This window comes from Streptomyces sp. NPDC001700, assembly GCF_053596435.1.
Window position 1 is genome coordinate 571191 of record NZ_JBSFGE010000003.1, and the last position, 23232, is coordinate 594422.

Annotated in this window: 19 protein-coding genes; 4 read left to right on the top strand and 15 right to left on the bottom strand. The window is 73.2% G+C overall.

The window, feature by feature from the left end:
- Position 1: 1 nt before the first annotated feature.
- The 5 genes from ACWC5C_RS08345 to ACWC5C_RS08365 all read right to left on the bottom strand — a co-directional run bounded on the left by ACWC5C_RS08345 (position 2) and on the right by ACWC5C_RS08365 (position 4746).
- Positions 2 to 745 (bottom strand): SDR family oxidoreductase, encoded by a 744-nt coding sequence (locus ACWC5C_RS08345; RefSeq protein ID WP_385436187.1) that lies wholly within the window; start codon positions 743 to 745, stop codon positions 2 to 4.
- A gap of 50 nt (positions 746 to 795) precedes the next feature.
- A complete protein-coding gene (locus ACWC5C_RS08350) occupies positions 796 to 2115 on the bottom strand; it encodes an MFS transporter (protein ID WP_385436186.1) in 1320 nt (439 codons plus the stop codon).
- A gap of 73 nt (positions 2116 to 2188) precedes the next feature.
- Positions 2189 to 3238 (bottom strand): 5-oxoprolinase subunit C family protein, encoded by a 1050-nt coding sequence (locus ACWC5C_RS08355; protein WP_450874661.1) that lies wholly within the window; start codon positions 3236 to 3238, stop codon positions 2189 to 2191.
- A complete protein-coding gene (locus ACWC5C_RS08360) occupies positions 3231 to 3944 on the bottom strand; it encodes a 5-oxoprolinase subunit B family protein (protein ID WP_450874662.1) in 714 nt (237 codons plus the stop codon). Before ACWC5C_RS08360 ends, ACWC5C_RS08355 begins: the two co-directional genes overlap by 8 nt.
- A gap of 1 nt (position 3945) precedes the next feature.
- Positions 3946 to 4746 (bottom strand): LamB/YcsF family protein, encoded by an 801-nt coding sequence (locus tag ACWC5C_RS08365; protein WP_450874663.1) that lies wholly within the window; start codon positions 4744 to 4746, stop codon positions 3946 to 3948.
- A 240-nt stretch (positions 4747 to 4986) separates the two neighbouring features.
- On the opposite strand from ACWC5C_RS08365, the gene nac reads away from it, so the two are divergent.
- Positions 4987 to 5889 (top strand): nitrogen assimilation transcriptional regulator NAC, encoded by a 903-nt coding sequence (gene nac, locus ACWC5C_RS08370; protein ID WP_385436182.1) that lies wholly within the window; start codon positions 4987 to 4989, stop codon positions 5887 to 5889.
- Here nac and ACWC5C_RS08375 read toward each other — a convergent pair.
- From ACWC5C_RS08375 to ACWC5C_RS08420, 10 genes are all read right to left on the bottom strand, one after another.
- On the bottom strand, positions 5886 to 6998 hold the full coding sequence (locus ACWC5C_RS08375) for a PP2C family protein-serine/threonine phosphatase (protein WP_450874664.1): 1113 nt from the start codon (positions 6996 to 6998) through the stop codon (positions 5886 to 5888). The two genes, nac and ACWC5C_RS08375, sit on opposite strands and share 4 nt — an antisense overlap.
- A 102-nt stretch (positions 6999 to 7100) precedes the next feature.
- Positions 7101 to 7868 carry an IclR family transcriptional regulator gene (locus tag ACWC5C_RS08380; RefSeq protein ID WP_450874665.1) on the bottom strand — a complete coding sequence of 256 codons (768 nt, stop codon included), beginning with the start codon at positions 7866 to 7868 and terminating at the stop codon, positions 7101 to 7103.
- 127 nt (positions 7869 to 7995) lie between these two features.
- Positions 7996 to 8454 carry an SRPBCC family protein gene (locus ACWC5C_RS08385; protein WP_385436179.1) on the bottom strand — a complete coding sequence of 153 codons (459 nt, stop codon included), beginning with the start codon at positions 8452 to 8454 and terminating at the stop codon, positions 7996 to 7998.
- A 70-nt stretch (positions 8455 to 8524) separates the two neighbouring features.
- Positions 8525 to 9769 (bottom strand): NAD(P)/FAD-dependent oxidoreductase, encoded by a 1245-nt coding sequence (locus ACWC5C_RS08390; RefSeq protein WP_450874666.1) that lies wholly within the window; start codon positions 9767 to 9769, stop codon positions 8525 to 8527.
- A gap of 890 nt (positions 9770 to 10659) precedes the next feature.
- Positions 10660 to 11817, bottom strand: coding sequence for a PucR family transcriptional regulator (locus ACWC5C_RS08395; RefSeq protein WP_450874667.1), 1158 nt, complete (start codon positions 11815 to 11817; stop codon positions 10660 to 10662).
- 141 nt (positions 11818 to 11958) lie between these two features.
- Complete coding sequence (locus ACWC5C_RS08400; RefSeq protein WP_450874668.1) at positions 11959 to 13389, bottom strand: amidase; 1431 nt, start codon at positions 13387 to 13389, stop codon at positions 11959 to 11961.
- A 600-nt stretch (positions 13390 to 13989) separates the two neighbouring features.
- Complete coding sequence (locus ACWC5C_RS08405) at positions 13990 to 15507, bottom strand: sodium:solute symporter family protein (protein ID WP_450874669.1); 1518 nt, start codon at positions 15505 to 15507, stop codon at positions 13990 to 13992.
- Positions 15504 to 15728 carry a hypothetical protein gene (locus tag ACWC5C_RS08410; protein WP_450874670.1) on the bottom strand — a complete coding sequence of 75 codons (225 nt, stop codon included), beginning with the start codon at positions 15726 to 15728 and terminating at the stop codon, positions 15504 to 15506. Before ACWC5C_RS08410 ends, ACWC5C_RS08405 begins: the two co-directional genes overlap by 4 nt.
- A gap of 156 nt (positions 15729 to 15884) precedes the next feature.
- The gene (locus ACWC5C_RS08415) at positions 15885 to 18125 is read right to left on the bottom strand and encodes a terpene synthase family protein (RefSeq protein WP_450874671.1); all 2241 of its coding nucleotides are present in this window, start codon (positions 18123 to 18125) and stop codon (positions 15885 to 15887) included.
- Between the two features lie 128 nt (positions 18126 to 18253).
- Positions 18254 to 19504 carry an acyltransferase family protein gene (locus ACWC5C_RS08420; RefSeq protein ID WP_450874672.1) on the bottom strand — a complete coding sequence of 417 codons (1251 nt, stop codon included), beginning with the start codon at positions 19502 to 19504 and terminating at the stop codon, positions 18254 to 18256.
- Between the two features lie 327 nt (positions 19505 to 19831).
- On the opposite strand from ACWC5C_RS08420, the gene ACWC5C_RS08425 reads away from it, so the two are divergent.
- From ACWC5C_RS08425 to ACWC5C_RS08435, 3 genes are read left to right on the top strand one after another with little or no spacing between them, the layout of a single operon-like run.
- On the top strand, positions 19832 to 20062 hold the full coding sequence (locus ACWC5C_RS08425) for a ferredoxin (protein ID WP_450874673.1): 231 nt from the start codon (positions 19832 to 19834) through the stop codon (positions 20060 to 20062).
- Positions 20034 to 21446 (top strand): NAD(P)/FAD-dependent oxidoreductase, encoded by a 1413-nt coding sequence (locus ACWC5C_RS08430; protein WP_450874674.1) that lies wholly within the window; start codon positions 20034 to 20036, stop codon positions 21444 to 21446. The genes ACWC5C_RS08425 and ACWC5C_RS08430 overlap by 29 nt, the downstream gene beginning before the upstream one ends.
- Positions 21447 to 21499: 53 nt before the next feature.
- Positions 21500 to 22741 (top strand): cytochrome P450, encoded by a 1242-nt coding sequence (locus tag ACWC5C_RS08435; protein ID WP_450874675.1) that lies wholly within the window; start codon positions 21500 to 21502, stop codon positions 22739 to 22741.
- The last annotated feature ends 491 nt before the right edge of the window (positions 22742 to 23232 follow it).

The window sequence follows — 23232 nt, forward strand, 5'->3', positions numbered from 1 at the left end:
CTCAGTCGGCCCTCCGCTCGAAGTTGAGCCCGCCCGGCACCTGGAAGGTGGGCAGGATCTCGATGTGGCCGATGTTGACGTGGCGGGGCGAGGAGACGGCGAATTCGATGGCGTCGGCGATGTCCTCCGGCTTGAGCGATTCGTAGCCGTCGTAGAACCGGCGCTGGGCCTCTTCCATGTCGCCGAGCAGCCGTCCGAAGATTTCCGTCTCGACCCGCCCGGGGCAGATCTCGGTGACCCGGATCCGGCGCCCGTAACCGTCCACCCGCAGCTGCCGGGAGAGGGTGTGCACGGCGGATTTGGTGGCGTGGTAGATGGTGTTTCCGCCGAAGTTGTAGACACCGGCGATGGAGCTGATGTTGACGATATGGCCGAGGTCGCGCTCCACCATTCCCGGCATGACCAGCCGCACCAGATGCAGCACCGCCTGGATGTTGACGGCGACCTGCTCGTCCACGGCGAACTCGTCGGCCGTGAGGATGTTCCCGGTGCGCGACACCCCGGCGTTGTTGACGAGGATGTCGACCTTCAGGTCCCGCAGTTCCGCGGTGAGCGCGGCGGTGTCGGTGATGTCGACGGCGTGCGGGACGCAGCCGGTGCGCCGGGCCAGTTCGTCGAGCCGGTCGGCGTTGCGGGCGACGGCGTGGACCTCCAGGCCCTGCTTGACCAGCCGCTCGACGACCACCGCGCCGATTCCGGTGGAGGCACCGGTCACCAGTGCGGTCTTGTAGTCGGAAAAGGGCATCGTGACTGCGCTCCTCTGTCAGAAACGGAAGTGGGGAAAGCAGGGGGGAATTACGCGTCGCGCAGCGGCAGATGCGCCTTGTCCGTCACCCGGGATACGGCGATGAGCGTGCCCAGGGCGGTGACGACCGCGTAGAAGGCGGGCATGTTGACGTTTCCGGTCTCGGCGATGAGATACGTCATCAGCAGCGGCGCGGTACCGCCGAAGAGCGCCGAGGAGACGTTGTAGCCCAGCCCGTAGGCGGAGTAGCGCACCCGGGTCGGGAAGAGTTCGACCAGCAGGATGTGGATGACGCCGGTGTGACCCGCGAAGACGACGGCCATCACGCATGCGCCGATAACGGCCAGCGCCACATTGCCGGTGCCGATGAGCAGGTAACAGGGAATGCCCAGGGCGGCCATGGCGATCGCGGCCCCCGACAGGACCTTCTTCCGCCCGATCCGGTCGGACAGCTTGCCCATGAACGGAATGGCGAGGGAGATGGCCACCAGGCTGGCCGAGGTGACGAGCAGCCCCTGCACCTTGCTGAAGTGCAGCTCGGTGCTCATGAAGGTGGGCATGTAGCCGAACAGCACGTAGTAGCCGGAGCCGTTCATCAGCGGGATGAACAGGGCGAGCAGCATCGCGCGGCGGTGCTCGGAGGAGGTGAACGCCTCCTTGAGCGGGTTCTTCGACAGCCCACCCGATTCCTTCAGCCGGTTGAAGTTCGGGGTGTCGCTGATGCGCTTGCGGATGTAGAGGCCCGCGACGCCCAGCGGGACGGCCAGCAGGAACGGAATGCGCCAGCCCCACGACTCCATCGCGTCCGACCCGAGGCCGCTGTTCATGCCCGCGGCGACCAGCGTGCCGGTGAGCAGCGACAGGAACGAGGCGATCTGGGCGTAGCTGGTGTAGAGGCCGCGCTTGCCCTCGGGGGCGTGCTCGGCGAGGAAGCTCATCGCGCCCGACGCCTCACCGCCGACGGAGAAGCCCTGGAGCACCCGGAGCAGGATGAGGAGGATGGGGGCCGCTATGCCGATACTCGCGTACGTCGGCAGCATGCCGATCGCCGCCGTCGCCACGCTGATCAGCATGATCACGAAGACGAGCATGCGCTGGCGCCCGATGCGGTCGCCGAGGTGACCGCAGATGATGCCGCCGAGCGGGCGGAAGAAGAACGAGACGGCGTAGCCGAGGAAGACGAGCTGTACCTGCACCGCGTTGGACGCGTCGGGGAAGAAGACGACACCCAGGGTGCCCGCCATGAAACCGAAGATGCCGTTGTCGTAAAGCTCGGCGAAGATCCCCACGCATCCGGCGAGGGTCACCTTCCGCGCGGTTCTCGGATCGACGACGTTGGGGGTTGGCTGAGCGGCGGCGACGGCGGTCATGATGTCTCTTTTCTGCAGGCGGGGTCAGCCAGGTGGGGACGGGTCACTCACAACGGGGGAAGGGGACGGGATTTCAGACGGGGGAAGGGGCAGTGGGGGCGGGGATGCGCAGCTCGTGGAAGACGGTGCGGACGCGGGCGGCGAGGGCCCGTACGGCGTGGCGCTCGGCCCGGTACGCGGCCACCGCCTCCTCCACCGTCCGGTGCCGGAACCGGACCGACTGGCCGGGCCGGGCCTGCCCGAGCGCGGACAGGCCGGTGGCGGTGACCACGGCGAGCACCGGGTATCCGGCGGTGACGCCGCGGCCCCGGTGGAGGACGAGCAGTTCGTCGCCCGCGGGCACCTCGACCGCGCCGACCGGCACACCGCGCGAGAGCACCTCGCCGGTCGCCACCCGCCTCGGTACGTCGCCGCTCATCCGCAGGCCGATGTGGTTGCTCCGGGGGGTCACGGTGAACGGCGACCGGAACAGCCGCTCGGCGGTGTCGCCGAACTCGTCGAGGTCCGGCCCGTCGGTCACGTCGACCGTCCATGTCTCGCCGTCGGGCCCGGGGTCGGCGAAGCGCGCCACCGGGGCGTGCACCCGGAACAGCGGAATGCCGAACACCGGGTGGTCGACCGGCGGGCAGGAGGCCCGCAGGGCCAGCTCGTCGCCGTCGCTCAGCGTGGGTCCGAAGCCGAGGATCGTGTCGGGGGCGCAGCTGCCGAGCAGGGACGGGGTGTCCACCGAGCCGAGGACGGCCAGATAGACGCGCAAGCCCAGCCGGATGCCGGAGACGGTGATGCTCTCGCCCGCCCGCACCGGCAGCGGTTCCCACTGCGGCCTGGGCACACCGCCCACGGTGACGTCGGCGGGCGCGCCGGTGACCGCGATGAGGATGTCGGTGGAGGGGGTGCAGCCGAAGTCCAGGGCGGTGATCTCCAGCAGCGGCGCGCCCTCGTCGTTCCCGGCCAGCACGTTGGCGACGCGGGCGGAGTGCTGGTCGAGCGCGCCGTTGACCGGCAGGCCGTAGCGGGAGTGGCCGAAGCGGCCGAGGTCCTGCACGGTCGTCAGGCCCGCGCGGTGCACGGTGAGGGAGCCGGTCGCCTCGAACGTCTCGGGCGCGGTGAGGGTGTCAGTCATGACACGCCGCCAGGGGTGCGCCCGCGTGCTCGTCCCACTGCTCGGGGGCGATCGGTACGAACTGGAACGTGTCCCCCGGCCGGTACGGGGTCAGCGGCCGGGCGTCGAGGTCGAGCACCCGCAGCGGGGTACGGCCCAGCAGCGGCCAGCCGCCGGGGGACGGCATCGGCGAGATGACGGCCTGCCGCCCGGCCACGGCGACCGACCCGGGGACGACGCTGGTACGCGGCGAGGCGAGCCGTGGCACCGGCCGGGGGAACGCCGGGCCGTCCATCATCGGGGCGGCGGCCGGGGCGCCGAAGCAGCGGACGGTGAGCGGGGCGCGCGAGTGCAGCGCCACCACCTCGTCCTCGGTCAGTCCGAGCTGACCTGCGACGACGGGCAGATCGGGGCCGTACTCGCCGCCGTACACCACCGGCACCACGAAGCGCCGGGGCGTGGGCCCGGGGCGGGGGCTGTCGGCGAGCCGTCCGCTCTCGTAGCGCAGCAGCCGCCGGAGCGTGGTGTGGTCGGTGGTGGCGCAGTCGAACTCGACGAGCAGCGTGTCGTACGTGGGCACGATGCCGTACACCCCGCCGGGGCGGGCGGCCTCGACCGCGTCGGCCAGCGCGTGGACGGTCTCCCAGGCCCGGTCCGGCGCCAGCCCTGTGGCCTTGACGACGACGGCCGAGTCGCCGCAGTCCGCGATGGTGACCTCGCCCGCCATGTCAGGCGCTCCCGTCGGCTATGGCGCCGTTGGCGTCCAGGACCTCGGTGAGCGGGGCGATCTTCACCCCGGCGGTGAGCAGTTCGTCGCGGATGCGGCGGGCGAGGGCGATGGCGCCGGGGGTGTCGCCGTGCAGCAGGACGGTGTCGCACGCGACCGGCAGGTCGCGGCCGCCGACGGTGCGGATCACGCCCTCGGTGACCATCCGGACCGTCCGCTCGGCGATCTCCCGCGCGTCGTGCAGCACCGCCCCGGGCTCGCTCCGGGGCACCAGCGTGCCGTCGTCGCGGTACGCCCGGTCGGCGATGCCGACGATGCCGACCCGCAGGCCCAGGGCGCGGGCGGCGTCGGCGAGTTCACCGTCCTGGGCCAGGACGATCAGCGACCGGTCGAAGGACGCCACGGCCCCGGCCACCGCCTCCGCGTAGTCGGGCCGGGTCGCGACCAGGTTGCCGAGCCGCCCGTGCGGCGCGATGTGCCGTACCGGGGTGCCGTACGCGGTCGCGAAGCCGTGCAGCGCGCCCAGTTGGTACAGCGTGTCCGTGCGGACCTCGTCCGGGGTCAGATCCATCGCGCGGCGGCCGAATCCGACGAGATCGGGAAAGCTGTGATGCGCGCCCACGGAGACACCGATTTCGGCGCAGCGGCGGACGGTCGCGTCCATGATTCTCGGATCTCCCGCGTGGAATCCGCAGGCGATATTGGCCGATGTCAGCACGTCCAGCAGCGCCTCGTCGTCGCCCATGGTGTAGGCACCGAACCCCTCGCCGAGGTCGGCCACGAGATCGACGGCATGCTTCATGACGTGCCTCCGGGAAAAGAAAGAAAGCGGCGTTGTCGCCATTCATGGGAGAGCTGCGCTAGAGGGATCTGCGCGACGAGAAATTCGCGTTCCGGTGAACGTAATGCGCACAGGAGAAGGCGGCAAATATGCGTTGGGTGTGACGTAATCGCCGCTGGTTATGACCTGGCCCACTCTCGACGCCGCCCGGCGGTCGTACGGCGCCTACCATGAGGGCCCCCCGAGGCTGGAGGACCGTGCATGGACACCAGGCGTCTGTACTCGTTCGTGAAGATCGTCGACGCCGGGAGCATCACGCGCGCGGCCGACATCCTGCACATCGCGCAGCCCGCCCTCAGCCAGCAGCTCTCCCTGCTGGAGTCCCACTTCAAGCAGCAGCTGCTGATCCGCAGCAAGCGCGGCGTAGCGCCGACCGAGGCGGGCCGGGCGCTGTACCGGCACGCCCAGCTCATCCTGCGCCAGGTCGAGCTGGCGCAGGCCGCCGTCGATGTGTCCGGGCGGGCGCCCGCGGGCAGCGTCTCGGTGGGCCTGGCCCCGTACAGCATGGGCGCGGCGCTGGCGCTGCCGCTGCTCACCAGCGTGCGCGAGCGCTATCCGGACATCGTCCTGCACATCAACGAGAACTTCGGCGGGGTGATCAGCGAGGCGATCATGACCGGGCGGATGGACATGGCGTTCATCTACGGGGCGGGGCCGCTGCGGGGCGTGCAGTTCGAGCCGCTGCGCACCGAGGACCTGTTCCTGATCGCGGCGCCCGGCCGGACGATGGAGCCGGGCGGGGGCGCGGACGTCCCGCTGGAGGAGCTGGCGGACGTGGAGCTGCTGCTGCCCAGCCGCATCCACACCATCCGCCAGGTCGTGGACGCGGCGTTCCAGCAGGCCTCACTGCAGCCACGGGTGGTCGGCGAGATCGAGTCCGTCCTGACGCTGGTCAGCGCGGTGGGCGCGGACATGGGGGCGACGGTGCTGCCGTGGTCGGCGGCGCGCGCGATCCTCGACGTGCAGAAGCTGGTGGTGCGGCGGATCGTGAACCCGGCCATCCCGGTCAAGCTCAGCCTCTGTACGTCCGACAGCCAGCCGCTGTCGGAGCCCGCCCACGCCGTACACGATCTCTTCCATGAACTGATCGCCGACTTCGGCTAGCGGACCGGTTGGCGGACCGCCAGAGATCCGCTGCGGTCCTGGGCGGGCTTGCGCAGCAGCAACAGCGCCGCGTCGTCGTGCAGCCGCCCGCCCACGTGCGCCAGCAGTTCGTCGTGCAGCCCGGCCAGGGTCCGGGACGGCTCGTCGCTGACATGTCCGGGCACCCGCTCGACCAGCGGGAAGTACTCCCGGCCGCCGTCGCGCGCCTCGATGACCCCGTCGGTGTACAGCAGCATCTGGTCGCCGTCGGCGAACGGCACCACCTGGAGGCTCGGCGCCTCGCCGCCCAGCGAGGCCAGGCCCAGCGGCGGCGCCGGGCGCACCGGCTCGACGGGGACGACCGCACCGGCCGGGCCGATCAGCAGCGGCGGCGCGTGGCCGCAGTTGACGATCTCCATGCGCCCCTCGGCGGGGTATCCGGCGACGACGGCGGTGACGAAGTCGTCGGCGGCGAGGTTACGGGCGAGGCTGCGCTCGATCCGGCCGACGACGTCCAGCAGGTCCGGTTCGTCGTACGCGGCCTCCCGGAACACGCCGAGCACCAGCGCGGCGGTGGACACGGCGGGCAGCCCCTTGCCGCGCACATCGCCGACGATCAGCCGGACCCCGTACGGGGTGGACACCAGCGCGTACAGGTCGCCGCCCACCCGGGCCTCCGCCGCGGCGGCGCTGTAGCGGACCGCCACCTGGAACTGGCCGACCCGCGCGGGCACCGGCCGCAGCAGCGCGTTCTGCGCGGCCTCGGCGACCGAGCGGACGGCGGCCAGCACCCGTTCCCGGCGCCTGCGCAACACGCTGGCCAGGCAGCTCGCCAGGGTCACGGCGACGAGCGTCGACAGCACGACCGCCTGCCCGTGGACCGGCGCCGCCAGCCACGAGCCGAGCACCGCGCCCAGCGCGACGGCCAGGAAGCCGATCCGCAGCACCGCCCAGGGGCGGCACGCGGCGGCGGCCAGCGCGGGGCCGACGGCGAGCAGCGGCAGCCAGCTCGTCCCGTCGCCGGTGACGAAGGCGATGACGGCGACCACGCCCAGGATGAGTACGGGAACCCCGGCCGCGAACGGCGCGGGGGGATAGGGCTGGTCCAGATGGGTGCGGGCCTGGATCATGTCCGGGTCGACTGCTCTCTCTCGCTCACTGGGGCTACACGGCGTGATGCCCGTTATCTCCAGAGAAACAGCGGTTCACGGTGAGCGACAAGGGCCGGAATTTCAGATAGTGAGCGAAAGGCCCCTGGTCACGCGGTCGGCCGTCGGCAGCAGCCGCTCGCGTATCTCCTCCAGCCGGGCGGCCCGGTCCGCCTGACCGGCCTGGATCGACACCCCGAGCGAGCCGAGCTGGTCCCCGCTGTAGACGGGCACCGCGAAGCAGACCGTCCCCAGCGCGTACTCCTCCAGGTCGGTGACCGGCGCGCCCGTGGCCAGGGTGTCCAGCCGCCGCAGCAGCTCGGCGGGGCGGGTGACGGTGCGGGGGGTGAGGTCGGCGAGCGGATGCCGGGACAGATAGTCACCGCGGGCCTCGTCGTCCAGCTCGCGCAAGACGCACTTGCCGAGCGCGGTGGCGTGCCCGGCGTCCTCGAACCCCACCCACAGATCCACCCGCGGCGCCCGCGGGCTGTCGACGATCTCCGCGACCCGGATCTCGCCGTCCTCGTAGAAGGTCAGATACGCGGCCGCCGACAGCGCGTCCCGCAGCCCGGCCAGCGTCGGCCGCACCCGGTTGAGCAGCGCCTGCCCCCGGCTGCCGACCTGGAGCGTGTGCAGCTTGTCGCCGACGACGAAGCCGCCGTCGGGCAGCCGGTGCACATAGCCGTCGTGGACGAGGGTCCGCAGCAGGTGGTACGCGGTGGCCAGCGGCAGCCCCGCCTCCCGCGCCAGCTGTTTCGCGGGCGCACCGCCCTCATGCGCGCCCACGGCTTCCATCAGGCGGAAGGCTCGCTGCACGGAGGTGATGAGCGTAGGGCCTCCTGGAGTCCCCATACGACCAGCTTGCGCCTGGCGGGGCGGCCGGGCAAGGGCGTACGGGGCGGGGCCGTGGCGTACGTACGCGAGGGCGTCGGCCGACCCGGATAGTCGGCCGACGCCCTCGGCTCCGGGGCGAAGGCGGTCAGCCGGGGCTGATACGGCCCCGCCAGCCGCCCTCTTCCTGGCCCCGGTGCTCGATGAAGTCCTTGAACCGGTGCAGGTCGCCCTTGATCCGGCGGTCGAGCGTCCCGGTCATGTCCGCGGCCTTCTCCGCCATTCCGGTCGGCTCGAAGACCAGGGCCAGATTGACCTCGGTGTGGGTGGCGTCCAGGGACCGGAAGGTCACCAGGCCCTGCTGCTGGACATCGCCCGAGGTCGTACGCCAGGCGATGCGCTCGTCGGGGAGCTGGTCGACGATCTCGGTGTCGAACTCGCGGTGCACACCGGCGATGGAAGTCGACCAGTGGTTGTGACGGTCGTCCACCTGGGTCACCTGGTCCACGCCTTCCATGAACCGCGGGAACTCGGTGAACTGCGTCCACTGGTTGTAGGCCGTGTGCAGCGGAACCTCAACCTCGACGGTCTCCCGCACGGTGCTCATCGGTGACTCCTTTCGACGCTGTCACCGCACCGGGTAACCGGGCCCGCGCCCCCTAAAACGTCAACGGACGTCACCGGAGCGGATGCAGCGCGGCCAGTTCGGCGGGCGCGGTGCCGGTCGCGATGGCGTCCGCCAGCAGCCGCCCGGTGAGGGGGCCGAGGGCCACGCCCCACATGCCGTGGCCGCCGTTCACGTACACCCGTGGCGAGCCGGTCGGGCCGACCAGCGGCAGCCCGTCGGCGGTGCAGGGGCGCGAGCCGACCCATTCGTCCCGGCGGGCGTCCCAGTCGACGTCCCGCAGCAGCGGGCGGGCCGCGCCGATGATCGCCTGGATGCGGCGCGGGTCGACCGGCCGCTCCGGGGGCGCCAGCTCCATCATCCCGGCGACCCGCACCCGGCCGTCGCCCAGCGGGGTGCACACCACCTTCTGCCCGGCCAGATACGTCGGGCGCGCCGGTGCGCCCTCGGCGGGGACGCTGAAGCTGTAGCCGCGTCCGGACTGCACGGGCACCCGCACCCCGAACGGCCGGACCAGCCGGTCCAGCCAGGCCCCGGTCGCGACGACGGCGACGTCCGCGCGCAGGTCGCCCTGGGACGTGCCGACCGCGACGCCCGTGCCCAGGTCGCGGATGCCCGACACCTCGGCCCGCTCCACGATCTTCCCGCCGCGCTCCCGGACGGAATCCGCCAGCGCGCGCACGAAGTTCCCGGGGTTCAGCCGCCGCTGGCCGTGCAGCGCGAGGCCCGCGCCGACCGCGTCGCTGAGCACCGGCTCCAGGGCCCGCGCCCGGTCGCCGTCGAGGACGTCGTACGGGATCTCGTACCCCGCCGCCCGGGCGTGCTCCAGCTCCTCGACCATCCCGGCGCGCTCGGCCGCCGTCCCGAAAGCGAGCAGCATCGGGTCCACGGGCACGGTCGGCTCCGCGACGCCGCCCGCCGCCAGCTCGTCGTACGCCGCGAGCGCGTGCCGGTTCAGCGTGGCGAACGCGGTGGCCAGCACCCGCCAGCGGCGCGGGGTGCAGTGCCGGGTGAACGACAGCAGGAATCGCGCCAGCCGTGGGTCCGCCCGGGGCGGGATGTAGACGGGCGAGGTCGGCGAGACCAGGCTCCGCACCCCGTACCGCAACGCGGCGGGCTCGGGCAACGGCAGCGCCAGCGCGGGCGTCAGCCACCCCGCGTTCCCCCACGAGGCCCCGGCCGCCGGTCGCCGCCGCTCGGCGACGGTGACCTCGACCCCACGCCCCTGCAACGCCCAGGCGGTAGCGAGCCCGACGATCCCGGCCCCGACGACGACGGCACTGCGCGGTGTGGACACGGTGGCGTTCCCCTTCCCCTGGCTTCCCCTGGTTTCCCTGGCTTTGCGTGCTGCGTACGCATCATGGGCGCGCGGGGACCCCCACCGCACTGTCCCCGAGACCGATGCCGCAGGTCCGGCTGTTGTAACCCGGCACAAAGGGGGGCGGCAGGCGGCCGGGCAATCCCCCCCCCGCCCCTCCCCGAACCCGGGGCTCCGCCCCGGACCCCGAGCCCCGGCGAGCGAAGGCGCGGGGCGCAGACCGTGGGCCGGAACGCGCTCAGTCGCAACGCCGCGTGTAGCGGGCAGCTCCCCCCGGGGGCGTCCGGGGACGCCCAGGCGAAAGGCGAGAGCGCACCCGGCCCGCCGGGGCGAGGCCCAGGCGTGCGCCATGTGCCGGGCACAGGGTGCGGGGCGCAGCCCCGTAGGCCGGGACGTGCCAGGTCGCCCCCGGGCAGCTACCCGGAGACGCCCGGGCGAAGGGCCGGAGCGCAACACCCGATCGGCCGGGGGCGGTGCCCACGTGTGGCGCGAGCGAGGTGCCGGGGCGGGCCCGCGTGCGCCGGGCGTCAGGTGCGGGGAGCGGGTGGCGGGCTTCAGCGCGCGGGCCTTCGTGCGGGCATGCACCGGTTGCCGAACGCGGTACGCCGCATGCGGGCCGGGGGCCCGCGCATCGTGTACCGGGGGCCGGGGCCGGATGGCCCGCCCCCGAGGCTCCGCACCGGACCCCGGGCCTGGGGCGAAGAGCCGGGCCACCCACCCGGTGCGCCAGGGCGGGCCCGCGTGCGCCGGGCGTCAGGTGCGGGGAGCGGGTACCGGGCTTCAGCGCGCGGGCCTTCGTGCGGGCATGCACCGGTTGCCGAACGCGGTACGCCGCATGCGGGCCCCACGGGGCCGGGTTCCGCCGGGGGCTACGGGAGGCGGAGGGATCGTAGGCGGAGGCGGAGTTGGATTTCGAACTTGGCGGCTGGGTCGGCCAGGTCAAGACCGGCGATCTCGTGGGCGCGCCGCAGCCGGTAGCGGAGGGTGTTGGGGTGGATGTGGAGCTGGCGGGCGGCCAGGCGGGCGTCCTCGCCGGAGGCGAGGTAGCGGGCCAGGCTGTCGAGGAGGTCCGTGCCGCGCTCGCGGTCGTAACGCTCCAGGTCGGCGATCGCGCCCAGCGGGTCGTGTCCGGCCTCGTCGGCCAGGTCCACCGTCTGCATGAGCAGCGCGTCCAGGTGGACATCGCGGATGTGGGCGGCGGTCCCGCCCGCGCCGCCGCCCAGCCGGGTGAGCAGCCGGACGACCAGGTCGGCGTCGGCCCGTGAGCGGTCCAGCAGGTCCGGGCCGGGGACGGTACGGCCCACCCCGGCCAGCAGCCCGGCCCGGCCCGGGAGTTCGCGGACCACGCGGGCCAGCCGCTGTTCGTCGCGTACCGGCAGGACGGCATAGCCCGCGCTGTCGGCCTCCCCGTAGACACCACCGTCGGTGAGCGCCGCGAGGGCACGCCGCAGCGGCTCGCCCGATGGGGCCGGGGTCGTCGGGCGCAGGGCGACGACGGCCAGCGGCCCGGGCGGCAGCGGCAGTTCGGCGGCGGCCTCCGCCGCCTGCGGCCCGCCGCCCAGGAGGGCCCGTACCGCCTCGGTCCGCCGCGCCTCCTCGCCGCGCCGCCGCGCGATCTGCCGGGCCAGCACCGGGGCGGCCAGCGCGGCCGACTCCTCCAGCGCCGCCCGCTGCTCGCGGGAGGGCGCGGTGGGCACGATCGCCCAGATGGAACCCACCGACAGGTCGTCCACCCGGATCGGCATGACCGCGCGCGGCAGCAGCCCGGACGCGCGGAAGTCCGCGTACAGCGGGGCGGACGAGCCCGCCAGCCGTACGTCCAGCCGCTCGTGGCGCAGCAGCGGCCGGTACCGGTCGGGCACCCGGCGGCTGAGGATCGTCGCGACGCGGGCGTCGTCCGAGTACTCCTGGCCGGGCGAGTAGGTGATCAGCTCGGACGCGTCGTCCTCGATGGTGACCGGCGCGCCGACCAGCCCGGCGATGCTGTCGGCCAAGGCGAGGAGGCCGTCCGGGGAGTCGTCGTACATGGCTCCTCCGCTCATGAGCGCGCCGCCGGTTCCGGGATCCCGGGTCAGCTACCCGGGTCGGACCGCGTCGATGCGCTGAGGCGGAGGTTATCCATCCGCGGTCACACGCTGCCAGGGGTGTCTTACCCCTTGATCTGGCCCTTAGTTCTGGCCCTGGAGCCGCGGGCGCCGCCGTCCGTACCCGGTGGCCTGCTCGAAGGCGTGGCCGATCTGCAGGACGGCGAAATCCGCCCGGTGCGGGCCGACGATCTGCGCCCCCACCGGCAGCCCGCCGGGGGTGAACCCGGCCGGGACGGACAGCGCGGGGCTGCCCGTCGCCGTGACCAGGTACGCGGAACGCATCCACTCCAGGTAGTCCCGCATCGCCACCCCCGCCACCTCCGCCGGGTACTCGACGCCGATGTCGAACGGCGGCACCTGGCTGACCGGGAGCAGCAGCACGTCGTACCGCTCGAAGAAGGCGCGGACGCGGTGGAAGAGGGCTGTGTGCAGCACCTCCGCGCGGGCCACCTCGGGCCCGGTGAGGCGGCGCCCCACCTCCGCGTTCTCCCGGATCGTCCGCTTCAGCTCCTCCGGGTGACGGTCCATGAGCGGGCCGAACGCCACCTCGAACAGCGCGGCCCGCTGCGTACGGAACACCTCCTCGCCCTCCGACAGGTCCGGGCACGCCCGCTCCACCGCGCACCCCAGGTCCTCGAAGACCCCCGCCGAGGCCTCCACGACCGCCGCCACCTCGGGTTCCACCGGCACCAGCCCGCCCAGATCCGGCGACCAGGCCACCCGCAGCCCGGCCAGATCCCGGTCCAGCGGCCGGGCGAACGCGGCGCCGGGCTCCTCCAGCGCGATCGGCGACCGGGCGTCCGGGCCCGCCATCGCGGACAGCAGGAGGGCGGTGTCCGCGACCGTACGGGCCATCGGGCCCTTGACCGAGAGCGTGGTCCACGCGTTCGACGCGGGCCAGGTCGGTACGCGGCCGGGCGACGGGCGCAGCCCGACCACGTTGTTGAACGAGGCCGGGTTGCGCAGCGATCCGCCGGTGTCGCTGCCGTCCGCGATCGGGATCATGCCGCTGGCCAGCGCGGCGGCCGCGCCCCCGCTGCTGCCGCCCGCGCTGCGGTCGGGGTCGTACGGGTTGTGGGTGGCGCCGAAGATGGGGTTGAAGGTGTGCGAACCGGCGGCGAACTCGGGCACGTTGGTCTTGCCGAGGGTGATCGCCCCGGCGTTCCGGATCCGTTCGATGATCAGGTCGTCCTGGTCCGGTATGCCGTCGGCGAGCGGCGAACCGTGGCTGGTGCGGATGCCCGCCGTGTTGTGGGTGTCCTTGTGCGCGATGGGCAGCCCGTGCAGCACCCCATCCGCCCCTTCGGCCACGATCCGCTCGTCGGCCGCCGAGGCGGCGGTGAGGGCGCGGTCGGCGACGAGGGTGACGATCGCGTTGACGCCGGGGTTGACCCGCTCGATCCGGTCCAGATGCGCCCGGACCACCTCGCGCGCCGACAGCTCACGGCGCCGCAGCAGGGCGCTCAGCTCGCGCGCGGTCTTGTAGCACAGCTCGTCGTCGTGATCCGTCACGGTTGCCCACTCACTCTCGTAGCTCGTCGGATTGTCCCCGGAGGCCTGCGGCGGCGTTGTTCCCCACCCCGCCCCTTCCCGAACCATGGGCCCCGCCCCTGGACCCCGCCCCGAGCCGCCGGGACACGGCCCGGCAGCGCGGCGCGGCAGGCAGCCGCAGGGACACGGGCACCGCGGGGCAGCGCGAAAGCACACGCCGCAACGGCAGGCCCGGGGCGGCCAGCCCAGGGGGGCGACCGCCAGCCCCGAGGCGGGGTACGGCACCCCGCGAGGGGATACGTCGAGGCGCCCCTGCGGCGCTGACCGCCGCACCGCGCGCACCGAGTTCCGAGGCGGAGCCTCGGCGGGGTCCGGGCGCGCGCCCCCGGTTTCGGGAAGGGGCGGGGGACACAACACGCCCCCGACCACCACGAGGGGCCTGCCGACCGCGCGGCGCTGCCGCACCTCGGCGGGGTCCGGGGCAGGGCCCCGGTTTCGGGAAGGGGCGGGGTGGGGGAAACAACACTCCCCCGGCCACCGCCAGGGGCCTGCCGACCGCGCGGCGCTGCCCGCGCCTCGGTGGGGTCTGGGGCGGAGCCCCCGGGGTGGGCGCGCGGGTGGTCATCCGCGAGGCGGCTCGTCGGAGCGGCGCGCCGCGGTGGCCACGGCATCGTCGGGGCCGGGTCGCGGGGCGGAGGCCCGGTGGGGGGCCGGGGCGGGGGCCCCGGTTCGGGAAGGGGCGGGGTGGGGGAAGAGCAGCTGGGCCAGCACCGCCACCGCCAGGTTCACCGCCAGCCCCACCAACCCGGCATTCACATGCCGCACATCCACCTCCGCCAGCGTCAGCCACACCACCACACCCTCCCCCGCCGCCAGCCCGGCCAGCGCGGCACGGGCCGTGAGCAGGCGCCGGGCGCCGAGGACGGCGAGCAGGCCGGGGACCAGCTGGATGAAGCCGCTCACGGTGAGCAGTTGCAGATCGGCCAGCAGCCCGGGCCGCAGGATGCCGAGGGTGAGGGCCAGCCCGATGGCCAGGACGACGACGCTGTGGTTGACCCGCATCCGGGCCGACTCCCGCCCCGGGGGCAGCAGGTTCTGCGCGACCAGGGTGGAGATGCCGATGCACATCGCCCCGGCCGGAACCATCGCCGAGGCCGCCGCGGCCACCACGACGAGCCCGGTGGCCCAGTCCGGCAGCGCGCCCTGCGCCAGGGTGAGCAGCACCCCGTCGCCGTCGCCATCGACCTTCGCGACGACCCCCGTCAGCCCGATCATGATCGGGATCATCAGCGCGACCTGGTACAGCGGCATGAAGACGTTGTTCGTACGGATCGCCCGCGGCCCGGCCGCCGCCATCAGCGGCGGCCAGTGGTGCGGCGTCGCCATCAGCCCGCCCGCGATCGCCGAGACCAGCACGCTCGTCGTCCACCACACCTGGTCCTGCGCCCCGCCGTGCACGGTCAGCAGCTGCGGCTGCGCCTCGTGCACCCGCCGGAACACCTCGCCCACCCCACCGCCGCCGACATAGTGCAGCGGGACGACGACGGCGAGCACCGCGATGACGCCGACCGTCAGGACGTCCTTGAAGTAGGCGCTGTTCTTCAGCCCGCGGATGCCGGACCACAGCACGAAGGCCGCCGTCAGCACCGAGGCCAGCACCATGCTCAGCCGCCCCGACGCCGTGCTGCCCGTCACCAGCCCGACGACCATGCCGAGCCCGGTGAGCTGGAGCTGGATGTACGGGAGCAGGAAGACCAGCCCGATGACGGCGACGACCTTGCCGAACAGCGGGCTGCCGTAGCGGTCGGTGAAGTAGTCGGCCTGGGTGAGGTAGCCGCGGTCCTTGCCCAGCCGCCACAGCCTCGGCTGGACGAAGTAGAGCAGCAGGAAGGCGAGCGCCAGATAGACGACGGCGTACGTGGCGGCGTTGCCGCCGGTGTACGCGACCCCCGCGATCCCGAGGAAGCTGAAGGTGGTGAACACCTCGCCCGCCTGCAGGAACCACATGGCGGCGGTGCCGAAGTTACGCCGCCCGACGGCCCATTCGGCGAGGTCGGCGGAGCGCCCGGTCCGGCCGAGGAAGCCGCACAGGGCCAGGGCGCACATGCCCAGCAGCGATACGGCGAGGACGACGCTCACGGTGCCTCACCCGCCGCCACCCGCTCACGGTGCCGGAACAGCCCCCACTCGACGGCGGCCAGCGCCGGGGTGAGCGAGAGCACCCAGCCGCCGACCCATACGTACAGCGAGGGCATCCCGAACCACAGCCGCTCGGCGTTGACGAACGGCAGCCACACCGACGCGAGCAGGGCCAGCGCCGGGACCACGGGCAGGAACAGGAGCAGATTGCGCCGCGACACGGTACCTCCAGGGCGCGAGGGGATTGCGCGGCATTCAACAGGCCCCGCCCCGCACCCGGCTTCGTACCGGGCGGCCAACATGCGACGGCCCCGCCTTGTCCGCCAGAACAAGAGGACAAGGCGGGGCCGTACACAGCCGTACGCAAACCCCCGCCGCTACCGGCCCACGGCCACCGGAAGCCGCGCGGCCGACGTGCCGAGCCCGGTCGGCCCGAGCAGCTGCCGCGGCCCCCCGGGCGGGCGCCGCAGCTCCTCCTCCCGGTACCGGGCCACCTCCCGGTGCCAGGTCATGATCCCGGTCATCCAGTCCTGGAGGTCGCGCACATACGCCTCCAGGGCCGCCCGGCCCGCCGCCGACAGCCCGAAGTCCTCGTACAGGACGGGGAACTCATGCGCCGCGACGTGCTGGAACTGCCGCATCCGCGAGTCCATCAGGTCATGGACGACGGCCACCCCGGTCGGGTAGTCGCAGTCGAAGAAGTTCTGCACGACCAGGACACCGTTGTGGACCTCGCCCTCGAACTCGATCTCCTTCTGGTACGAGAAGACGTCGTTCAGCAGGGTGGCGTAGTCCATGGCCGCGTTCTCCAGCGAACGGACCGGCCCGCTGCCGTAGACCTCGGGCGGGAGGCGCCGCCCGTAGGACAGTCGGCACAGGCTCACGGTGAGGTGGGAGCCGAAGGTGTGGCGGCGCATCTCGACGTAGTCGACCGGGTCGGGGATCCGGTTCTGCGCCTGGTTCGCCAGCTCCCACAGCCAGCTCTCCAGCATGTCGTCGACGGCCTGCCGGAACGCCCGGCGCTCGCCCTCCTCCATGGGCCCCGCGGTACGCGACCACAGGTCGGCGAGGGAGCGTTCGAGCCCGCTGACCGGGGCGGGGGCGGGGCTGGCGTCGACCGGCATGAGGGCCTTGAGCCGGTCGTTGCACAGCTTCGCGCCGGTGAGGTCCCGCCTCCGGCCGAAGACCTGCGGGTAGTAGTCGTCCGCGTACGTCCCCCAGGCGAGCCAGCCCGACGTCAGATCCAGCTCGTCGGGGGACGCCTCCGGGTGGATGCCCGCCGCGCACAGCGGAAGGTCGGCGGCGAGCAGCTTGCGCTCGTCCCAGACGTACACGTCGGGGACGCCGGGCTGCGGCCCGAGGATGCCCATCCGGTGCGACCACTCGACCAGATGGCGGCGCGCCCGGTCCAGATGCGGGCTGAGCCGGGCGGTGAACGGCAGGTCGAAGTCCGGCAGCCGGGACGGCCCGACCCGCGCGTACGGCACATGGCTGAAACCGCGCGCCCGGGCCCGCTCCGCCCGGCCGGTGGTGAGCCGTATGTCGGCCGCCGACACGCCAAGGCCGCTGCCGCCCAGACCGCTCACGGAGAACGGCGACCAGGCGGCGGGCTCGCTCCCGGCCGCCCCGCCGCCGTTCATGTAGCGGCTGGACCGCAGGTGCCACTCATGGCCGCCCGACTGCCAGTCCTGGAGCCCCCGGACGTACGCCATGACATCCGCGCAGGCCGCCACGGACAGGCCGTGCTCGGCGAAGAGCGGGGCCAGCTCGGTGAACGTGGTGTTCTCGAACTGCTGGAGCCGCGAGGTGAGCAGGTCGCCCACGGCGTCCGCCGCCTGCTGGGTGGTGCAGCCGAGGAACGTCTCCAGGACGAGCACACCGTTGCTCCGCTCGCCCTCCTCCTCGATCTCCCGCTGGTACGAGAACAGGTCGTTGCGCAGATGCACCGCGTCCGCGAACGCGTCCCGCAGCACCCGCAGCGGACGCGACTCCGCGATCGCCGCCGGGACCTCGGCCCCCACCGCGTGCTCCACGAGCCCCGCCGACCAGGGGGCGCCGCCGACCTTGCGGCGCATCTCGATGTACTCCACCGGATTGGGGGTCCGGCCCGCGTTGATGTTGGACAGCTCCCACAGCGACTCGTTGAGCAGGTTCTCCGTGGACTCCCGGAACCGGGCCCGCCAGTCCGGCGACATCGCGGGCACCGTCCGCACCCACAGATCCTTCAGGCCCGCCTCGACCGGATTGACCGGCTCCGGCATCCCGGCCGCCGGGTCCATCGGCATGAACAGCGGCAGCCGGTCCAGATACGCCTTGCCGCCCGCGCGGTCCTGCGACCGTTTGAACCGCTCCAGGAAGTGGTCGTCGAAGAAGAACACCCACACATACCAGTCCGTGATCAGCGCCAGCTCCGGGCCGGAGCACTCGGGGTGGGTGTAGGCGCACAGCAGCGCGTAGTCGTGGGCGTCGAGGTCGTCCTGCTCCCAGATCCCGGATCCTTCGAGCATGCCCATCTCGCGGGCCCACCGGGTGGAGTGCTCCCGCGCCTCCTGGACGTGGGGATTCAGCCGGGACGGGTACGGCATGTAGAAGTCGGGGAGTTGAAAAGGCTGTGTCACGGCCCGGCCCTACCCAGGGGCCTGGCGGCCTATCCGACAGCCCGATCAGTCACATGAGCGTGCGAACGTTTCCGGCCCCGCCGCGACGGGACGGGCGCGGCGGGGCGCGGCGGGGCCGGACGACGCGGCTAGCTCGACGGTCTCGTCACCTGGGACGGCACGGTCGCCCGTGGCTCGGTCGCCCGTGGCGCGGTCGCGGCGGCGCCGGAGACCCCGGAGACGAGCGCCCGCGGGCTGGGTACGGCGGCCCCCGACCCCGAACCGGACCCGGCTACGACCTTGGCGGCACCGCCCGCCGCCGACGCCGACCGGAACGCCCACTCCATCCGCGGCTCCATCGCGAACCGGAGCATCCGCCGCACGAGCGGCGAGCACAGCGCCGTCACCACCACCGCGGCGATGACCGTGACCGCGATCGCGCCCGCCGGGGTGTGCAGCCAGGCCGGTTCGTACCAGCCCGCGAAGTGGGAGCCCTTTATGAGCAGGCCGTGCAGCAGATATCCGTACAGCGTCCCGGCGCCGAGCGCGGTGAACCACATCGTCCGCCCCGGCACCCAGGCGAAGAAGCACGCGGTGAGCGCCATGGAGCAGCCGAAGAGGGCGAACGTCATCACCATGCCGCTCCACCACGGCGCCCCCAGCTCCTGGGCGCTGTCCCGGTGGTAGAACCACCCGGCGTTCATGCGCGGCACCGCCCAGTAGGCGAAGACCAGCGCGGCGGCCACCACGGGCAGGGCCAGCAGCCGCACCTCGCGCCGCCGCACCACCCGGAAGTGCTCCGGCCGCATGTGCAGCCCCGCCACGAAGAAGGGCAGGAACTGCAGCACCCGCTGGAGGTCGAGATCGTCGCCGATGTCGGGCGAGCACGAGGCGAGCGCGGCGATCGCGAGCGCGACCGGCACCGGATGGCGCACCATCCGCCACACCGGGGTGGTGACCCGCCAGACGAAGAGCGCGATCAGGAACCAGGTCAGATACCAGGGGTCGAGCAGGCTCACCGGGTACGAGAGGTCGCCGCCCGCCCAGCCCTTGAGCAGGCTGTAGACGGTCTCGAAGATGACGTACGGGACGACGACCCCGGTGAGCAGGCGCTTCAGCCGATCCGGCCGGAAGTCGAAGTTCCGCGAGAAGTAGCCGGAGATGAGGATGAACGCCGGCATGTGGAACGCGTACACGAACATGTAGAGGGCGGACGCCGCCCTGCTGCCGTTCCGCAGGGGTTCCCAGGAGTGCCCCATCGCGACCAGCACGATGGCCAGGTACTTGGCGTTGTCGAAGAACGCGTCACGCTGCTTGGGAGCGGTGGGGGGTGCGGCGGGCGCGGGCGGAGAGGCAGGGGCGGGGGCGCGCTGCGCGCGACGTAAGGACGAGAGGTTCATCACATACGCCGCCCCGTGGAACCGACAGCGGCGATCCCGCCTCTTTGTGGGGTTGAGGAGAGGGCTGCGGAATGGAACATTCCCCGCACGGTAGTAGCGGCCACGAGATCACGGGCGGAATGACTCAGCTCTTGCGCACGACGGTTCACGCCCCCGCCGCCACTGGCACACTGCCCCATCTCCTGGCGCCCCGCCGCCGGTAATCGCCCCCGTCGCCCCTTTGGCCCGGCTGTGCGCGCGGCCCCCGGCCGCCTCGCCCATGCTGGCCGTGAGGAGGGGTGACCCGGCGACCCGAGCGTTGCGTCGCGTTGCGAAGGGCAGGGCCCGATGAGGCTTGTCGTCGATCTCAACCGCTGCCAGGGGTACGCGCAGTGCGCGTTCCTCGCCCCCGACGTCTTCACCCTCCACGGTGAAGAGGCGCTGCTCTACACCCCGCACGCGGACGAGGCCCAGCGGGAGAACGTGGCGCGCGCGGCCGCCGCCTGCCCGGTCCAGGCCATCCTGGTCGACGACGAGGACCGCTCCGTCGATGATGCGGACCTCTCCGGTGTCCGCTGACGGCGCGCCGCACACGCTGCGGCGCGACGGGCGCATCGTGATCGTGGGTGCCTCGCTGGCCGGGCTGCGGGCCGCCGAGACGCTGCGCGAGGAGGGGTTCGCCGGGTCGCTCACGATGATCGGCGACGAGCCCCATGAGCCGTACGACCGGCCACCGCTGTCCAAACAGGTGCTGCTGGGCAGGTCCCCCGCCGACCACACCGCGCTGCCCCGGCGCCGCGCGATCGACGCGACGTGGCGGCTCGGCGTCGCCGCCACCGGGCTGGACATGACGGCCCGGCGGGTGCGGCTGGCCGACGGCGACGAGGTCGGCTACGACCGGCTCATGATCACCACCGGGGTGCGCGCCCGGCCCTGGCCGCACCCCCTGGAAGCCGAGCTGGACGGCGTCTTCGTGCTCCGCACCCGAGAGGACGCGGCCGCGCTGCACCGCCGTCTGTCGGCCGCACCGCGCCGGGTGCTGGTCATCGGCGCGGGCTTCACCGGTTCGGAGATCGCCTCCGCCTGCCGGGAGCGGGGGCTCGCGGTCACCGTCGCCGAACGCGGCCCCACCCCCCTGGTCGGCGCGCTCGGCGGGGTGCTCGGCCAGGTCGCCGCAGACCTGCACCGCGCCCACGGCGTGGATCTGCGCTGCGGCGTCATGGTCACCGGGCTGGAGGGCGACGCCGCCGGGCGGCTGCGGCGCGCCCATCTGTCCGACGGCACCGCCCTCGACGCCGACGTGGCGGTGGTCTCCCTCGGCATCACCCGCAACACCGAGTGGCTGGCCGGTTCCGGGCTCGGCGCCGGGCCGCGCGGCATCGCCTGCGACGCGGGCTGCCGCGCGTTCGACGTACGCGGCATCGTCACCGACGACGTCTTCACGGCCGGGGACGTCGCCCGCTCCCCGCATCCGCTCTTCGGCTACCAGTTCCTGTCCCTGGAGCACTGGGGCAACGCGGTCGCGCAGGCCGAGATCGCCGCGCACAACATGATCAGCGCGAGCGCCGACCGGCGGCCGCATCTGTGGGTCCCGGCCTTCTGGTCCTCCCAGTTCGGGGTGAACATCAAGTCGGTCGGGGTGCCGTCGCTGGGCGAGGAGGTCCTGATCGCGCAAGGGTCGCTCGCCGAGCACCGCTTCACCGCGGTGTACGGGTACCAGGGGCGCGTCATCGCCGCCGTCACCTTCGACCAGAGCAAGTGGCTGGCGTTCTACCAGCGGCTGATCGAGACCGCCGCGCCGTTCCCGCCACCGTTCACCACCGTCGACCGCCGCGCCGAAGGGCTGCGGCCGGTCCCGGCCGACTTCCCGGACCCCACGCTGCCCACCCACGGCCCGACCGTCACGCTCAGCGGCTACTCGCCCGCCGACCGGCGCATCACCTTCACGCCCGCGCGCCACTAAGGCCACTGAGCCCCCGTCCCCGTCCCTGATCCCCGTCCCGGAAGGACTCCGCCATGGCCCAGGGCCCCCTCCTGCGGAAGATCACCGACTACGCGAACCGCGCCGACCCGTACCCGATCTACGCGGAACTGCGGAAGACCCCCGTGGTGCACGAGGAGGACGGCCCGTACATCGTCAGCACGTACTGGGAGATCCACGCCCTGCTGCACGACCCGCGCATCAGCTCCGACGCGCGCAACCTCGACCCCGGCCTCGCGGGCGAGCCGGACGGCGCCGAGGCGGAAGAGGACGACCCCGGCCTGCCCCCCGCCTTCCTCAAGCTCGACCCGCCCGAACACGACCGGCTGCGCCGCCTCGCCATGACCCCCTTCGGCCCGCCGCACACCCCCCGGCGCATCCACGCCATGCGCGGCGAGCTGTCCCGCATCGTCGGCGAACTCATCGACGGCTTCGGGGACCGGGACCACATCGACCTCGTCGACGACTTCTCGTACCCCTTCCCGGTCACCGTCATCTGCCGCCTGCTGGGCGTGCCGCGCGAGGACGAACCCCGCTTCCACACCTGGGCCGACACCCTCGCCGCGAGCCTCGACCCGGACCCCGAGCAGGACGCCGCCGAACGCCGCCGCGTCACCCACCAGGCGCGCGCCGAACTCGGCCGCTACCTCTCCGAACTCATCGAGGAACGCCGCCGCTCCCCCGGCGACGACATGCTCTCCGCCCTGGTCGCCGGGCACGGCCCGGACGGCAAGATGAACCATACGGAGCTGCTGAGCACCGCCGCGCTGCTGCTGGTCGCGGGCCACGAGACCACCGTCAACCTGATCACCAACGGCATGCTCGCCCTGCTCCGCAACCCCGATGTCCTGGCCCGGCTGCGCGCCAAGCCCCATCTGGCCGTCCCCCTGGTCGAGGAGCTGCTGCGCTACGACCCGCCCGTCCAACTGCTCCCCCAGCGCACCCCGCTCTCGGACATCGACATCGCCGGGGTGACGATCCCCAAGGGCGCCCCCGTCTGGCTGGTCCTGGCCTCCGGCAACCGCGACCCGCAGCGCTTCCTCGACCCCGACCGCTTCGACCCCCAGCGCCGCGACAACCAGCACCTCGGCTTCGGCAGCGGCATCCACAGCTGCTTCGGCGCCCCGCTGGCCCGCCTGGAGGCCCAGCTGGCCCTGACCGCGCTGGCCCAGCGCCTGGAGAACCCCCGCCTCCTGGAGGACCCCCCGCCCTACCGCCGCAACGCCGTCCTAAGAGGCCCCCGCCACCTCCCCATCACCCTGGACGGCCTGCGCTAGCCAGCGCAGCGCCCCGGGCCAGCGCGGGGCGTGGTGGGTGCGCTGTTGTTCCCCAGCCCGCCCCTTCCCGAACCAGGGGCTCCGCCCCTGGACCCCGGGCGCCGTGCCGCCACGGCCCGCCTGGCTGGGCGAGGTGCTACGGGGCCGGGCGCTGCGGCGTGCGGCACGAGGTGTCCTCGGCGGTCGCTCACCGAGCGGGCGCGGCGGTCAAGCGAGCCATGGCGGCGCAGACCAAACCGCGTCCGGGGCCCGGGGCGGAGCCCCGGTTCCGGGAAGGGGCGGGCCAGGGGAACAACCACCCACCGCAGACGACAGCGCACCCCGGCCCGCCACATCCCGCCCCGTCAGGCAGACGTTGCGGCACAGACCGGACCGCGTCCGGGGCCCGGGGCAGAGCCCCGGTTCCGGGAAGGGGCGGGCCAGGGGAACAACCACCCACCGCAGACGACAGCGCACCCCGGCCCGCCACATCCCGCCCCGTCAGGCAGAAC

Excerpts from the sequence above, each read along its gene's own strand:
- ACWC5C_RS08345 (WP_385436187.1), bottom strand. The coding sequence starts at position 745 with ATGCCCTTTTCCGACTACAAGACCGCACTGGTGACCGGTGCCTCCACC.
- ACWC5C_RS08350 (WP_385436186.1), bottom strand. The coding sequence starts at position 2,115 with ATGACCGCCGTCGCCGCCGCTCAGCCAACCCCCAACGTCGTCGATCCG.
- ACWC5C_RS08355 (WP_450874661.1), bottom strand. The coding sequence starts at position 3,238 with ATGACTGACACCCTCACCGCGCCCGAGACGTTCGAGGCGACCGGCTCC.
- ACWC5C_RS08360 (WP_450874662.1), bottom strand. The coding sequence starts at position 3,944 with ATGGCGGGCGAGGTCACCATCGCGGACTGCGGCGACTCGGCCGTCGTC.
- ACWC5C_RS08365 (WP_450874663.1), bottom strand. The coding sequence starts at position 4,746 with ATGAAGCATGCCGTCGATCTCGTGGCCGACCTCGGCGAGGGGTTCGGT.
- nac (WP_385436182.1), top strand. The coding sequence starts at position 4,987 with ATGGACACCAGGCGTCTGTACTCGTTCGTGAAGATCGTCGACGCCGGG.
- ACWC5C_RS08375 (WP_450874664.1), bottom strand. The coding sequence starts at position 6,998 with ATGATCCAGGCCCGCACCCATCTGGACCAGCCCTATCCCCCCGCGCCG.
- ACWC5C_RS08380 (WP_450874665.1), bottom strand. The coding sequence starts at position 7,868 with ATGGGGACTCCAGGAGGCCCTACGCTCATCACCTCCGTGCAGCGAGCC.
- ACWC5C_RS08385 (WP_385436179.1), bottom strand. The coding sequence starts at position 8,454 with ATGAGCACCGTGCGGGAGACCGTCGAGGTTGAGGTTCCGCTGCACACG.
- ACWC5C_RS08395 (WP_450874667.1), bottom strand. The coding sequence starts at position 11,817 with ATGTACGACGACTCCCCGGACGGCCTCCTCGCCTTGGCCGACAGCATC.
- ACWC5C_RS08420 (WP_450874672.1), bottom strand. The coding sequence starts at position 19,504 with ATGAACCTCTCGTCCTTACGTCGCGCGCAGCGCGCCCCCGCCCCTGCC.
- ACWC5C_RS08425 (WP_450874673.1), top strand. The coding sequence starts at position 19,832 with ATGAGGCTTGTCGTCGATCTCAACCGCTGCCAGGGGTACGCGCAGTGC.
- ACWC5C_RS08430 (WP_450874674.1), top strand. The coding sequence starts at position 20,034 with ATGATGCGGACCTCTCCGGTGTCCGCTGACGGCGCGCCGCACACGCTG.
- ACWC5C_RS08435 (WP_450874675.1), top strand. The coding sequence starts at position 21,500 with ATGGCCCAGGGCCCCCTCCTGCGGAAGATCACCGACTACGCGAACCGC.